This window comes from Eubacterium sp. BL-380-WT-2B, assembly GCF_009696115.1.
Lineage (GTDB): Bacteria > Bacillota > Clostridia > Eubacteriales > Eubacteriaceae > Eubacterium > Eubacterium callanderi.
Map to the genome: position 1 here is coordinate 149,810 of NZ_VUMP01000006.1, position 13,318 is coordinate 163,127.

Below are 13,318 nucleotides of genomic sequence, written 5' to 3' on the forward strand. Positions count from 1 at the left end.
ATGATTTATGATGTAGTTATTTTAGGCGGCGGCCCTGCTGGCCTTGCTGCGGCTGTAGAAGCAAAAAAAGACGGTGCTGAAAATGTGCTGATTCTGGAACGTGACCGCGAACTCGGCGGTATCCTGAACCAGTGTATCCATAACGGATTCGGCTTACATACATTTAAAGAACAGTTAACAGGCCCTGAATATGCAGAACGTTATATTGACCAGGTTGTTGAACTGGGAATTCCCTATGAGCTTAACACCATGGTTCTTGACATGGAAGACAAGGGCGACACTAAAATCGTCCACGCCATCAATGAAGAAGACGGCTATACAGCCATTGAAACTAAATCGGTTATCCTGACCATGGGCTGCCGCGAACGTACCTCCGGCGCTATTGGCATTCCGGGCTACCGCCCCGCTGGTGTTTTCACTGCCGGTACCGCGCAGCGTTTCATCAACATGGAAGGCTACATGGCGGGTAAGGAAGTTGTAATCCTGGGTTCCGGCGATATCGGACTCATCATGGCACGCCGTATGACGCTGGAAGGCGCTCATGTGCAGGCTGTCTGTGAATTAATGCCTTATTCAAATGGTTTGGTTCGTAACATTGTGCAGTGTCTGGATGACTATGATATTCCATTGAAGTTATCCCACACCATCACCTTTATCCACGGCAAGGACCGTATCGAAGGCGTTACTGTCATGCAGGTCGGTGATGACCGCAAACCAATTCCTGGAACAGAGGAATTTATCCCATGTGATACCCTGCTCTTATCCGTTGGTTTGATTCCTGAAAATGAAATCTCCCGCAACGCAGGCGTTGATATTGATGGCCGCACCAGTGGTCCGGTTGTCGGAGAACTGCGTGAAACCAGCATGCCTGGCGTGTTTGCCTGCGGTAATGTTGTACATGTACATGACCTGGTTGACTTCGTATCCGAAGAATCCGTACTTGCTGGTAAAGGCGCTGCCAAATATATCAAGGGTGAATTATCCACAGAAACAAACTTTGACACCGTCAATGGTGAGGGTATCTCCTATGTCGTGCCGCAGCATGTATCCTTGGCCAATATGGACGATGCTCTGACCTTCTACATGCGTGTCCGCAACGTCTATGCCGACAGCGTTGTCAATGCCTATATTAACGGTGAAAAGATCGCTACCAAAAAAGCCAGAAAATTCCTGCCTGCTGAAATGGTAAACTTCAATATCAAAAAAGAAGTACTGGAAAAATACCCAAATGGTAAAATAGAATTTATTGTCGAACCGAAGGAGGCAAAAAAATGAAAACTAATGTAACATGTATTTCATGCCCTTTAGGATGCCAAATGGTCGTTGAAGAAAAAGACGGCAAATACACTGTAACGGGCAACACCTGTAAAAATGGTGAGAAATATGGGATTGAAGAAGTTACCAATCCTAAACGTGTGATCCCGACCACTGTGGTGATCAACGGCGCTTTAATGGCTCGTCTGCCTGTCAAAACAGCTGACGCTGTGCCAAAGGGTAAAATCTTTGATGTCATGAAAGAAATCGACAAAATTGTTGTCGATGCTCCTGTCAAAATGGGCGATGTCATCATTAAAGACGTCTTAGGCACTGGTGTGGATGTTGTTGCGACTAAAACCATGCCGCGCGTATAAATCCTCGTTCTTTACCTACTAATCTCTTATACATAAAAAGAACCGCTCAATTGGGCGGTTCTTTTTATTATTGGCTGATCAGCCACTTATTCCTCTTCTTCATCCACGGGCTGGTAGGTAGTCCCGTTGATAACCAGGGAACCATCTTCCCAGATGGCGTTGGCGTCAATATCGTATTTAGCCTCCTTACCATCATTATTGATGTAAGTAAGGGTCGCCTTTAACGGGTCCTCGTCGCTGGACATTGTAATGGTATAGGGCGAACTGCCGGCATCTGAGCCGTTCTGCCATTCAAGTGAGCGGTCCTGGTTAAAGATGATTTTGGAATCGCCGCTCTGGTAGGTGCCTCGTATATAGGATGTAAACATCAGCGCACCCGAGCTTTGATCGGTCTGTTCCATGTTTTTAATGGTGTAGGTAGCCTCAACGACCTTCCCCTTACTGCTGCCTTCCTTGGTGTAGGCCTTTAGAGTTGAGCCATAGTTGATCTTCAGTGGCATTTCAGGATTGTATTCATTTCCGCCGTCCCTTGGGTCAGAGCCGTCCAGGGTGTAATAAATCGTTCCGGTTCCGGCATTTGAAAGGGTGATTTCCTGTTCGCCATAGTATTCTCCTGATTCCAGAGATATTTTTGTGGTCAGATCTTTCCCGCAGCCGCTGAGCGCCGGGATCAGGAGCAAAAGAATCATAAAAAGTGCGATTAAATGTCTCTTTTTCATTTCTTACCTCTTTTCCTTGATGATTCTATTATATAACGGTTTCATCAAAAAAGAAACCCTTATTTAATGTCATTTATACCCATTCGGCTCTTTTGAGAACAATGAAAAAAGCAGAAGCATTTAGCTGCTTCTGCTTTATTTTTATTCAACGCCTATAAGAATACCTGCACTTTGCAGGGCCTCCTCGACCTCATCCAGAATACTCTCAGAGTCTGCTTCCACGGTGTGATAATGTTCTCCGCCAGTAATATCGGTCAGAGGTTTTACTCCATGGTTTTTGACCTTGTCCACAAAGAGGCGCACATCCCGCCTGGAAAACACATTGAGCTCAGCTTCGATTTTACCGTAAATAGCATGTCTGACAAAGACATCCACAGCCCTTGCGCCCGCATCCACGATACGGTTAAGCTCATCCTCGATCTGGCCGGGGCCGTGGCAGACTTTAAAGACCCGGCTGACATAGGCAGGCTGAGTCATAATATAGCCTCGGTGTGTGGAGATAATGCCTGGGCAGCTCGCACGGATCAGGGCAATATCCTGAACGATAACCTGCCGGCTGACATGAAACTTTTTTCCCAGAAAGGCGCCGGATACGGGAGCTTTGGTGGTCCTGAGCACATCCATAATTTCTCTGCGCCGCTGTTCTCCGTCCAAATAATCACCAACCTTTCTTTTCGTGTATTCTATACTCTGACGGGCCTGAGATTTTTGAGTGAAAAGTCCAGAATCGGTGCGGAATGTGTCAGCGCACCGCAGGAGACATAATCAACACCAATCTTGGCAATCTCGGCCAGACGCTCAAGGGTAACATTGCCCGAGCACTCGGTCTCGGCGCGGCCGTCAACCATGGCCACTGCCCTTCTCATGGTCTCGTTATCCATGTTATCCAGCATGATAATGTCCGCTCCGGCCTCAAGGGCTTCTTCCAGCATCTCAAGATTTTCAACCTCTACCTCAATCTTGCGCACAAAGGAAGCGTATTCCTTTGCCATCGCCACTGCTTTTTTAACACTTCCGGCAGCACCGATATGGTTATCCTTCAGCAGAATACCGTCGGACAGGTTATAGCGGTGGTTGTAGCCGCCGCCGACCTTGACAGCGTACTTTTCAAAAACACGCATATTTGGCGTAGTCTTACGCGTATCCAGCAGCTTTGTCCGGCTGCCCTCCAGCACATCGGCCAGACCTCTGGTATAAGTGGCGATGCCGCTCATACGCTGGAGAAAATTCAGGGCCGTCCGCTCGCCGGTGAGCAGGCAGCGGATATCACCGGTGACAACACCGATAACGGTCCCCTCTGACACCTTGTCGCCATCCTCATAGTAAAGCTCAAAGGCCGCAGTATCGTCTAAAAGCTCGAATACCCTTCTGAAAACACCAATGCCAGCCATCACACCGTCCTGCTTACAGATGAGCTCTGCCCTGCCCTGCCTGGGCTCACGCATGACCGCGTTTGTGCTAATGTCCTCACTGGTCACATCCTCCCGCAGGGCGCTCAGTATTGCCTCGTCAACATTTATTTTAATTGTTGCACCATTGTTCATAAAAATGTGTGTCCTCTCTCTTAATTTCCTCTAATATCAATGATTTGTAATCTGGAACCACCTGAGGCGCTGACAGCACCCTCGGTGATGGCAGGCCAAAGGCCAGGCTGTGCCGCGGCTCTGCCGCAATATGCCGGGCTGCCCTTTCGGCAAAGACCAGGCTCTCCAGCAGAGAGTTGCTGGCGAGGCGGTTGGCCCCGTGAACGCCGTTGCAGCTGGTTTCCCCCACCGCGTACAGATTCTCAAAAGAAGTACGGCTGTCCAGATCAACCTCAATGCCGCCCATAAAATAGTGCTGGGCCGGCGTGACGGGTATGGGCTCCCTTGTCATATCGTAGCCCTCTTCCAGACAATGCCTGTAAATATTTGGAAACCGCCCCTTAATGGCCTCTGCCCCGAGATGGACGACGGATAAACGCACATACTCCCTGTGGTCGATGGCCTTTTGCTTCTCGATAGCCTCAGTCAGCAGATCTCTGGGAAGCAGCTCATTGACAAAGCGATCGCCCCTGGCATTTAACAGAATACCGCCCTCTCCCCTGACCGATTCGGAGATCAGAAAAGAACGGCCCGGCTTCTGGGAATACAGGGTGGTGGGATGGATCTGGATGTAATTGATGTTTTTCACCGCAATGCCATGCCGGATGGCAATGCCCAGAGCGTCCCCGGTGATGTGGGGATAGTTGGTGGAATAGCGGAACAGGCCGCCCAGGCCGCCTGTTGCCAATACAATGTTTTCCGCGCAAAGCGGGAAGATTTCCCCTGTTTTGCTCCGGGCCACAATGCCAGAGCACCGGCTGTTTTCACAGATCAGGTCAATCATGGTGGTAAACTCGTGAAACTCGATGTTTCTGCGGGTTTTTACCTGTTCCAGCAGCTTGCTGGTGATCTCCCGGCCAGTCACATCGTCGTGATACAGGATTCTGGGGGTAGAGTGGGCACCCTCGCGGGTAAAGGCAAACTCACTGCCCTCATGTCTGAAATCCACCCCATAGCGGACCAGCTCGTCAATGATATGGGGCGAGCTGTTGATCATCATCGATACGGCCTGTGGGTCATTCTGGTAATGGCCGGCTTTCATGGTATCCTCGTAATAGCTTTTATAGTCCTCAGGACTCTTCAGCATACAGATACCGCCCTGGGCCAGGAAGGAATCGCTGTTTTCAGCCTCATCCTTGGTAATCATGATAATTCTCAAATTCTGGGGCAGCTTAAGGGCACAGAACAGACCTGCCGCTCCGGTTCCGACGATAATAACATCGGCATGATTCTTCATTTTCACACACTTCCTTACTGTGCTAACTCGTGCATTTTTTTAAGGGAACAGGATGCCTGCACACGCAGCTTCTCATCCATTTCCATTGTATTGTCAAAGGTTTCAAGGGTACGCAGGATTTTTTCCAAAGTATTTTTCTTCATATTCTCGCAGATACAGAGGTCATCGACCATATAAAAGGCCTTGTCCGGGTACTGCTTTTTCATCTGGTGCATAACGCCTTCCTCAGTAGCGATGATATAGCTGTCGCCGCCATCCTTTCCCGGAAAGTCGATGATACCCGAGGTGCTTCCAATATAGTCGGCCAGAGCCAGGGCCTCCGGGATACACTCGGGATGCATGAGCACCTTGGCGCCGGGGTGGTCTTCCTTTGCCCTCCTGACAAGTGCTTCGCTGATGCGGGCATGAGTCGGACAGAAGCCATTGTGGAAATAGAAGGTTTTTTCCGGCAGCTTTTCAGCAATATGGCGGCCGAGATTGGAATCCGGCACAAAGTAGATTTCCTTCTGAGGCATGGCGGCCACAACCCGCTCAGCGTTGGATGAGGTGACGCAGACATCGGCACAGGCCTTGGTTTCGGCGGTTGAGTTGATATAGCAGACCACAGCCGCATCGGGACATTCTTTCTTGAGCTGCCGGATATCCTCAGGCGTTACCATATGGGCCATTGGGCAGTCGGCCTCCATATCTGGCATGAGCACGGTTTTATCCGGGCTCAGGATTTTCGCGCTCTCTCCCATAAATTCGACGCCGCAGAACAGGATGACCTTTTCACTGGCCTTTGCTGCTTTTTTGCTGAGCAGGTAGGAATCTCCCACATAATCAGCTATATCCTGGATGTCACCGGTCACGTAATAGTGTGCCAGAATCACGACATCCTTTTCCTTTTTGAGCTCTAAAATCCGCTCAACCATCTCGTTCATAATTCTCCTCCGTGTATACAGTCTTTCCAACTATTATAGCATCTGTCTTGTCACATAACAAGCATCGTTGTAAATTTATCAAAGTTTTTGCTGAAAAAGCGTATAAAAAGACCTCTTTGCCACTAAAAATCGTTGACAAAGAGGCGTTGGACCGGACTTCTCAGCCCGTAATAAACTGCGCGGTAAAGAGGTTACTGTTTAGGATCAGCAGAAAAATCAGAACGCTGATGATGGAAACGTAGACCCGCTTCTGAAGCTTACTGGGTGTATCCCGCCCAACAAGCACCAGGTCCCGGATACCGAATACCATGATAAACACAATAACAGCATTGACACCAAGGGTATCGTAGGAGGCAAAGGTGGTGGGCAGAAGCACCAGATAATACATAAAAGCCAGCGGCACAAAGAGTAACAGCAAAATAACATCCGCCGCCTTGCGCCTGGTTTTATAGTAGGTAACCAGCGACAGGATAAAGAAAAACAGAACGCAGAATACAAAAATGCCAGCCACCATCTGGTTATAGGGCGTCACCGCCAGATTGATGGGGTCTTTGTAGTAGACGGCTGAGCCGAAAAAGGCCTCAACGATCTTATTCAGACAGCCTGGCACCACGGTACCGAAGAACCACAGCAGGCGGCCGCCAAAGGCCCCGAGAGAGCCTGCCGGGTCCAGTCCAAGGTTAAGCACCCGCTGCGCCGAGCCTGCCAGAGCCTGGGCGATGCCGAAATAGATGGCAGTTCCCCACACAAAGAGCAAAGCAAAAAAGCCGACGTATTTCACCGAGGATTGAGCCGCCCTGTTAAAATAAACGTAGCCAGTCAGCAGGACAAAGGTCACCATGGTGGGAACCTGAGCCAGCAGGAAGGTCACGAGCAAAAAGACCAGTGACAGCAGCAGCGCGATATAAGCGGTTTTAAGGTCACGGTCTGCCAGTGCGCTGTCAAATCGGTCATACAGAATAACACAGACGCCGGCACAGCAAACGGCCGGGATAAAGGAAACCAGGCTTGCATAGGCGGTGAAATCTGTGATCACCGAAAAAGCCATGAGGACTGTGGTTACCAGAAAAGCCACCAGGTCATTGTGCGATTTACTCCGGCGCCACTGATCCAAAAGAAGGCCGAAAAGCACGAGAAAAGCCACGTTAAAGGCTCTGAGCATCCAGGCGCTTTCTGGTGTCAGGCCTGAGAAAAGATTTTGAAGAACGCCCTCAAAGGCCCGTCCATTCTCGATTGCCCGTGGAATATTCTCATCAAAAGTCTGGGTGAAGAACAGGTAATCCGTCGGGTAACGGAACTGCGGCAAAAGCAGCAGCAACGCGGTCAAGATAATGACAACGGACAGCACAACACCGTACCAGTTGTACTGCAGCCATTCCTTCGGCGTCTTTTTGGGGCCGTTATTGGTAATGTACCACACCACAGTGCCGGGAATACCCGGAAATAAAATTAAGAATGCAATTTCAAGAGGCAGCGCCCCTCCCGGCAGCACGGGAATTAAGACAGCGCCCAGGGCGATCAGGACAATAAAATAAGTAATAAAGCCATTTCTGAGCTTTCGATTGTCGCCAATGGTTTTTTCCATTTCTAATTTCTCCTTTTTTCATCATATTCTTTGATTACCCAAAGGAGACTGAAATGAAACAAATAAAAAAGCAGCGTGTCTTATATGCACGCTGCACAAAGGCTTATTCTATTCCTTTCAGGTCAAACACCATTCCCTGGCAGAACTTGAGGTTTTCTGCGGGCTGATTGTCGATGATCTCAAAGCTTTCGTGGGGGATCTCAGTTCTGTAGGACCAGACATAGGGGCCTTTACACCATCTCACCTCGATGGGGCTGGCCTTTTCCTTTGCCTCCTGTGAATAGATACAGTTACAGGGGCAGTCCTCGAACAGGCCTTTTTCCGTAATATAAAGGGTGCCGCCGTCAACGGTCTGGCGTTCCTCCTCGATGGCACCGTGAAAAACCGTCCGGTCGTCGGAGCAGCCAAAGACAATGACAAAGCCAAGTTTTCTGGCCTGTATGATTTCATCCTCTGTCATTTCCTTTTTATATTCTCTGCCGTCTAACAGTGCCGCAAAATCCTGAATTGTTTTCATACTTTCCCTCCTCAGCACGATTTCTTACTCTATATTATAGCGCAGATTTTCTCTGATGAAAAGCTGGTGATTAAAAAACCGGACCGCCTTAAAGCAATCCGGATAAAGTATATTACATATCGAATTTTTTATGAATATGGATCATGGCTTCTTTGGCCCGTTCTTTATCGATCAGGCAGGAAATTTTGATTTCAGAGGTGCTGATGGTCTGGATATTGATGCCGAGCTCAAAGAGGGATTCAAAAAATTTAGAGGCAATTTCCGCATTGGCAACAATGCCGGTACCCACAACAGACAACTTGGCAACGCCCTTGTCAAAGGCAACCTTCTGGGCTTCGACCTCAAAAGCAAACTTCTGAGATACTTCTACCGCTTCCTGAAGCTCGTCGGCATCGACGGTGAATGAGATATCATTGACCGCGGTGCGGTTGACATTCTGCACGATCATGTCTACGTGAATATTGGCGGAGGCCAGCATGCTGAACAGCTTGAAAGCAATCCCTGGCTGGTCCGGTACTTCAAAAATTGATATTTTAGCGATATTTTCGTCTAACGCAATTCCTCTAACTAACACTTTTTCCATTTTAACATCCTCCTTGATAATCGTTCCTTCGTTATTATTATAGCTCGATCTTACGATGAGCGGCATTTTAAATTTTTCAGCAAGCTCCACAGAACGCGGGTGCAGAACACCGGCGCCAAGACTGGCCATTTCAAGAACCTCCTGATAGGAGACCTCATCCATTTTGGTGGCTGTGGGCACAACGCGCGGGTCTGCATTATAGACCCCATCCACATCGGTATAAATTTCGCAGCATTTTGCCTCTAAAGCCGCTGCAATGGCCACCGCACTGGTATCAGAACCGCCTCGGCCCAAAGTCGTGATATCGCGGTTTTCATCCACTCCCTGGAAGCCGGCCACAATGACAATCTTTTCATCGGCAAGCTCTCTCTCGATACGGGCAGTGTCTATGCCGCTGATACGGGCGCGCTTGTGCACGTCCGATGTCTGGATGCCGCACTGAGCGCCTGTCAGAGACACCACATCATGGCCGATGGTCTGGATGGCCATGGCTAAAAGGGAAATGGACACCTGCTCACCTGTGGCCAGCAGCACATCCATCTCGCGGCTCGGCGGATTCGGATTGATGGCCAGAGCCAGATCCACCAGCTCATCGGTGGTTTTGCCCATGGCGGAAACAACCACAACGACCTTATTGCCGGCATTTTTCGTCTCCACAATCCGCCTTGCAACTCGCTTGATTTTTTCAACCGTGCCGACGCTGGTGCCGCCGTATTTCTGCACAATTAAATCTTCCATACATACTCCTCTTTAATAATGTTCTCTTTTATTTATTCATAGATGCGCGCGTAGAAGCACTCGCTCTGTTTTTCTTTGATTTTGGCAACCATGGCGTCAAAGACATCTGCCTCCACCGGCTCGGTCATAAAGAAGACCCGGTTGTCGCTGACAATGATATTTTTGCGTGCGCAGACCTCGTCCACAGCGTTTAAGGCATGCTCGAAGGTCTCATGGCTGTCAATGTCCACACGCAGATAATACTTGCCCTTAAAGGCGCCAACGCCTTTTTTGTCCAGCTGTTTCCTGAAGACCAGCGGTTTGGGGAAGTTATTGTCCTTAATGCAGTTGATGATGTATAGGGCATCGCCCACCACGGCGTTGGCTGTGGCATCCTTACCTGCGCCCTTGCCATAGAACTGAAGCTCACCGATAATGTCGCCCACAATGGAGATAATGTTGAATTCGGAATTAACATTACTCATAATAGAAGCTTCCTTAAACATCACCGGCTCCACCGTCGTATAGACCTGATTTCCTTCCTTTAACACAGAATGACCCAGATACTTGATGATATAGCCGTAATCGCCGGCCATCTCGATATCCACAGCGCGCACATCAGACAGGCCGCGCTTGCGCACATCCTCATCCTTGATGATGCCGCCGTAGGCCAGTGAGGATAAAATCGCCAGCTTTCTGGAAACATCATAGCCCTCAATATCGGCTGTCGGGTCTGCCTCTGCAAAGCCAATGCTCTGGGCCAGCTTCAGGGTATCCGCAAAATCGGCCCCTTCCTCAGTCATCTTTGATAGAATGAAATTGGTGGTTCCATTGAGAATTCCCTTGATTTCATTGACACGGTTAATCTTTAATTCTTCCTTTAAAGAGCCAATAATGGGAATCCCGCCGCCGACGCTGGCCTCATAGCGCAGAATCACATTGTTTTCCGCCGCGATGGTCAGCAGCTCCTCAAAATACTCCGATATAACAGCCTTGTTGGCGGTTACCACATGTTTTCCGCTCTGAAGCGCCCGCTTGATAAGGCCATACTCAAAATCCATACCGCCGAGAAGCGCAATGACAATCTCAATCTCCGGATCGTCCATAATGTCATCCGGGTTCGTAACCACGCGGGCTACCTTGTCTTCCTCAGCTACCTTCTTGTTGGGATCCTTATCCAGAATTTTGGTGATCACAACTTTTTCGTCCAGGTTCTTGGCGAACCTTCCCTTGTTTAAATTGACGAGCTCGTACACACCGGTTCCGATGGTTCCGAACCCCAATAATCCAATATTCAAATGATTTTCACCTCTGTAAATGTATTCATGAAAAAAACACTTGTTTTTATCTCGAAAACATTCTATCATATATATTAAGGATATTCAATAAAAATTTTGGAGGAACTATGAAAGAAAAATATGTCAGCACACGCGGAGGCGAAGCAAACGTGTCCGCGTCAGAAGGAATTATCAAAGGAATCGCCAAGGATGGCGGCTTATTCGTCCCTTCATTCATCCATGACATAAAAATTGACCTGACAGCTTTGAAGGATGCAACCTACGGAGAGTTGGCTTTTGAAATTTTCAAATATTTTTTGGACGACTTCAGTGATGAACAGATCAAAGACTGTATCCACAATGCCTATTATACCGGAAAATTTGAAAATGAGGAACCCGTATCCCTTAAAAAAGTAGACGATCGTTATTTTCTTGAGCTTTACCACGGCCCTACCTGCGCGTTCAAGGATATGGCGCTGACCATTCTCCCCTATCTGATGACAACGGCCATGAAAAACGCCGATATCAGCAAGGATATCGTCATTCTGACCGCCACCTCCGGCGATACTGGAAAGGCTGCCCTCGAGGGCTTTGCCAAAGTGCCCCACATCAACATTGTGGTCTACTATCCGAAGGACGGCGTCAGCACCATCCAGGAAAAACAGATGCTAACCCAGGATGGCGATAACACCTGCGTCATCGGTGTGGCCGGCAACTTTGACGATACCCAGAACGGCGTCAAGGAAATTCTGAACAACAGCGGCCTGATCGAGGAGCTGCGGGAACAGGGTTATGTTTTTTCCTCGGCCAACTCCATCAACATCGGACGCCTGCTGCCCCAGATTGTATACTATTTTTACAGCTACATGCAGCTCTACAAAAAAGCAGTTATCGACCTGGGAGAGGCTGTCAACTTTGTGGTGCCGACCGGTAATTTCGGAAACATTCTGGCCGGCTACTACGCCCGTGCCATCGGTCTGCCTGTCAGCCGGCTCATCTGCGCGTCCAATAAAAATAACATCCTGACCGACTTTTTCCACACTGGTGAATATAACCGCAACCGCGATTTCTATAAAACCATGTCTCCATCCATGGACATTCTGATCTCCAGCAACCTGGAACGCCTGCTCTATGACATCACAGGCGGCAACAGCGAGGTGATCGCAGACCTGATGAACCAGTTGAGCACAGACGGCTCCTACGCGCTGGAACGCGAGCTTCTCTTCATGGGCGACGACCATGTTTTCTATGCCGGCTGCGCTAACGAGGAAGAAACCGCCGGGGCCATTAAGCGTATGTTTGAGTATAACCATTACCTCATGGACCCACACACTGCTGTTGCCAGCAAGGTCTACAGCGACTACCGCGCGGATACCGGTGATGTCGAGACTCCGACCGTCATCCTGTCCACTGCCAGCCCGTACAAATTTGGCCGCAGCGTTTATGAGAGCATCTTCGGCGAAGTGCCTGAAGGCATGGACGATTACGCAGTGCTCAAGGAGCTGGCCGCCCGGACCCAAACGGAAATCCCCGTTCCGTTGAGAGATCTGGATCAGAAAGAAAACCGCCACGACAAAGTTTGCAGGCCGGAGGAAATGGCCGGCTGCATCACAGCATTTTTAGACAAATAGGAGAGTGAACCATTCATGATAAAAGTACGCGTACCCGCAACAACAGCCAATATCGGACCTGGCTTTGATGCCTTCGGTATGGCTTTTCAGTTATATAACATCTTCAGCTTTGAGGAAAGGGACAACGGCAAGCTGACCATCCGGGGCGTCGAACGGCGCTACCAGGGCAAGTCCAACCTGGTCTACAAGGCCATGCTCAAGGTCTTTAACCGTGTCCACTACCGGCCAAAGGGCATTTACATTTACACCGACGTCAACATTCCTGTAAGCCGCGGCCTGGGCAGCTCTGCCGCCTGTATTGTCGGCGGCCTGGTGGGGGCCAACACCCTCTGCGGCGCTCCCCTGACGGGCAAGGAGCTCTTTGACATGGCTGTTGAGATGGAGGGCCATCCCGACAATGTGGCGCCCGCCATGTTCGGCGGCCTGGTGGTTTCCCTTGGACTCAAGGAAGAAAACCACTATATCAAGAAAGAGGTTTCACAGTGTTTTGAGTTCTACGGCCTTATTCCGGACTTTACCCTGTCCACCATGGAGGCCCGCAAGGCACTGCCGAAAAAAGTATTCCACAAGGATGCAGTATTTAACGTGTCCCGCGCAACCATGACCTACCTTGCCCTGACTGAAGGGCGGCCGGATATCCTTAAGGTCAGCGTTGAGGACAAGCTGCACCAGCCCTACCGCGAGGGCCTCATCGCCCATTATGATGAGGTTTCCCAAAAAGCACGGGAGCTGGGAGCGCTTAATACCTGCATCAGCGGCGCCGGCCCCACACTTCTGGCCATTACCACCAGAGACAATGACCAGTTTTATGCCGAAATGGGTAAGTATTTAAAAGAAAAGCTGCCGGGATGGACCCTGCTCAAGCTGGAGCCGGACAACACAGGCGTTTGTACCGATCAGCACTCTTAAGGAGAA

At 49.5% G+C, this 13,318-nt stretch carries 13 protein-coding genes; 4 read left to right on the plus strand and 9 right to left on the minus strand.

All coding sequences use genetic code 11. The features are described from left to right. Positions 1-1,275 (plus strand): NAD(P)/FAD-dependent oxidoreductase, encoded by a 1,275-nt coding sequence (locus FYJ53_RS13145; RefSeq protein ID WP_013381376.1) that lies wholly within the window; start codon positions 1-3, stop codon positions 1,273-1,275. Next, positions 1,272-1,631 carry a DUF1667 domain-containing protein gene (locus FYJ53_RS13150; RefSeq protein WP_013381377.1) on the plus strand — a complete coding sequence of 120 codons (360 nt, stop codon included), beginning with the start codon at positions 1,272-1,274 and terminating at the stop codon, positions 1,629-1,631. Before FYJ53_RS13145 ends, FYJ53_RS13150 begins: the two co-directional genes overlap by 4 nt. An 86-nt stretch (positions 1,632-1,717) precedes the next feature. On the opposite strand, the gene FYJ53_RS13155 is transcribed toward FYJ53_RS13150, so the two are convergent. The 9 genes from FYJ53_RS13155 to FYJ53_RS13195 form a co-directional block, all read right to left on the minus strand. After that, the gene (locus FYJ53_RS13155; RefSeq protein WP_013381378.1) at positions 1,718-2,350 is read right to left on the minus strand and encodes a chitobiase/beta-hexosaminidase C-terminal domain-containing protein; all 633 of its coding nucleotides are present in this window, start codon (positions 2,348-2,350) and stop codon (positions 1,718-1,720) included. A 141-nt stretch (positions 2,351-2,491) separates the two neighbouring features. Continuing rightward, on the minus strand, positions 2,492-3,004 hold the full coding sequence (locus FYJ53_RS13160; RefSeq protein ID WP_013381379.1) for a transcription repressor NadR: 513 nt from the start codon (positions 3,002-3,004) through the stop codon (positions 2,492-2,494). Between the two features lie 29 nt (positions 3,005-3,033). Continuing rightward, positions 3,034-3,894 carry a carboxylating nicotinate-nucleotide diphosphorylase gene (nadC, locus tag FYJ53_RS13165; protein ID WP_013381380.1) on the minus strand — a complete coding sequence of 287 codons (861 nt, stop codon included), beginning with the start codon at positions 3,892-3,894 and terminating at the stop codon, positions 3,034-3,036. Further along, complete coding sequence (locus FYJ53_RS13170; protein ID WP_013381381.1) at positions 3,872-5,170, minus strand: L-aspartate oxidase; 1,299 nt, start codon at positions 5,168-5,170, stop codon at positions 3,872-3,874. The genes nadC and FYJ53_RS13170 overlap by 23 nt, the downstream gene beginning before the upstream one ends. Positions 5,171-5,184: 14 nt before the next feature. Further along, the gene (gene nadA / locus FYJ53_RS13175) at positions 5,185-6,093 is read right to left on the minus strand and encodes a quinolinate synthase NadA (protein ID WP_148428628.1); all 909 of its coding nucleotides are present in this window, start codon (positions 6,091-6,093) and stop codon (positions 5,185-5,187) included. Between the two features lie 160 nt (positions 6,094-6,253). Then, complete coding sequence (locus FYJ53_RS13180; protein ID WP_013381383.1) at positions 6,254-7,678, minus strand: hypothetical protein; 1,425 nt, start codon at positions 7,676-7,678, stop codon at positions 6,254-6,256. 103 nt (positions 7,679-7,781) lie between these two features. Further along, positions 7,782-8,195, minus strand: a complete 414-nt coding sequence (locus tag FYJ53_RS13185) for a hypothetical protein (RefSeq protein WP_013381384.1) — start codon at positions 8,193-8,195, stop codon at positions 7,782-7,784. A 112-nt stretch (positions 8,196-8,307) separates the two neighbouring features. Then, positions 8,308-9,516, minus strand: a complete 1,209-nt coding sequence (locus FYJ53_RS13190) for an aspartate kinase (RefSeq protein ID WP_013381440.1) — start codon at positions 9,514-9,516, stop codon at positions 8,308-8,310. Between the two features lie 32 nt (positions 9,517-9,548). Beyond that, positions 9,549-10,793: a homoserine dehydrogenase gene (locus FYJ53_RS13195; protein WP_154557372.1), complete on the minus strand. Its 1,245-nt coding sequence runs from the start codon at positions 10,791-10,793 to the stop codon at positions 9,549-9,551. A gap of 107 nt (positions 10,794-10,900) precedes the next feature. Between FYJ53_RS13195 and thrC the strand changes: the two genes are divergently transcribed. Next, entirely contained in the window at positions 10,901-12,403 is a 1,503-nt protein-coding gene (thrC, locus tag FYJ53_RS13200) for a threonine synthase (RefSeq protein WP_013381442.1), read from the plus strand. Between the two features lie 15 nt (positions 12,404-12,418). Continuing rightward, on the plus strand, positions 12,419-13,312 hold the full coding sequence (gene thrB, locus FYJ53_RS13205) for a homoserine kinase (protein WP_013381443.1): 894 nt from the start codon (positions 12,419-12,421) through the stop codon (positions 13,310-13,312). The last annotated feature ends 6 nt before the right edge of the window (positions 13,313-13,318 follow it).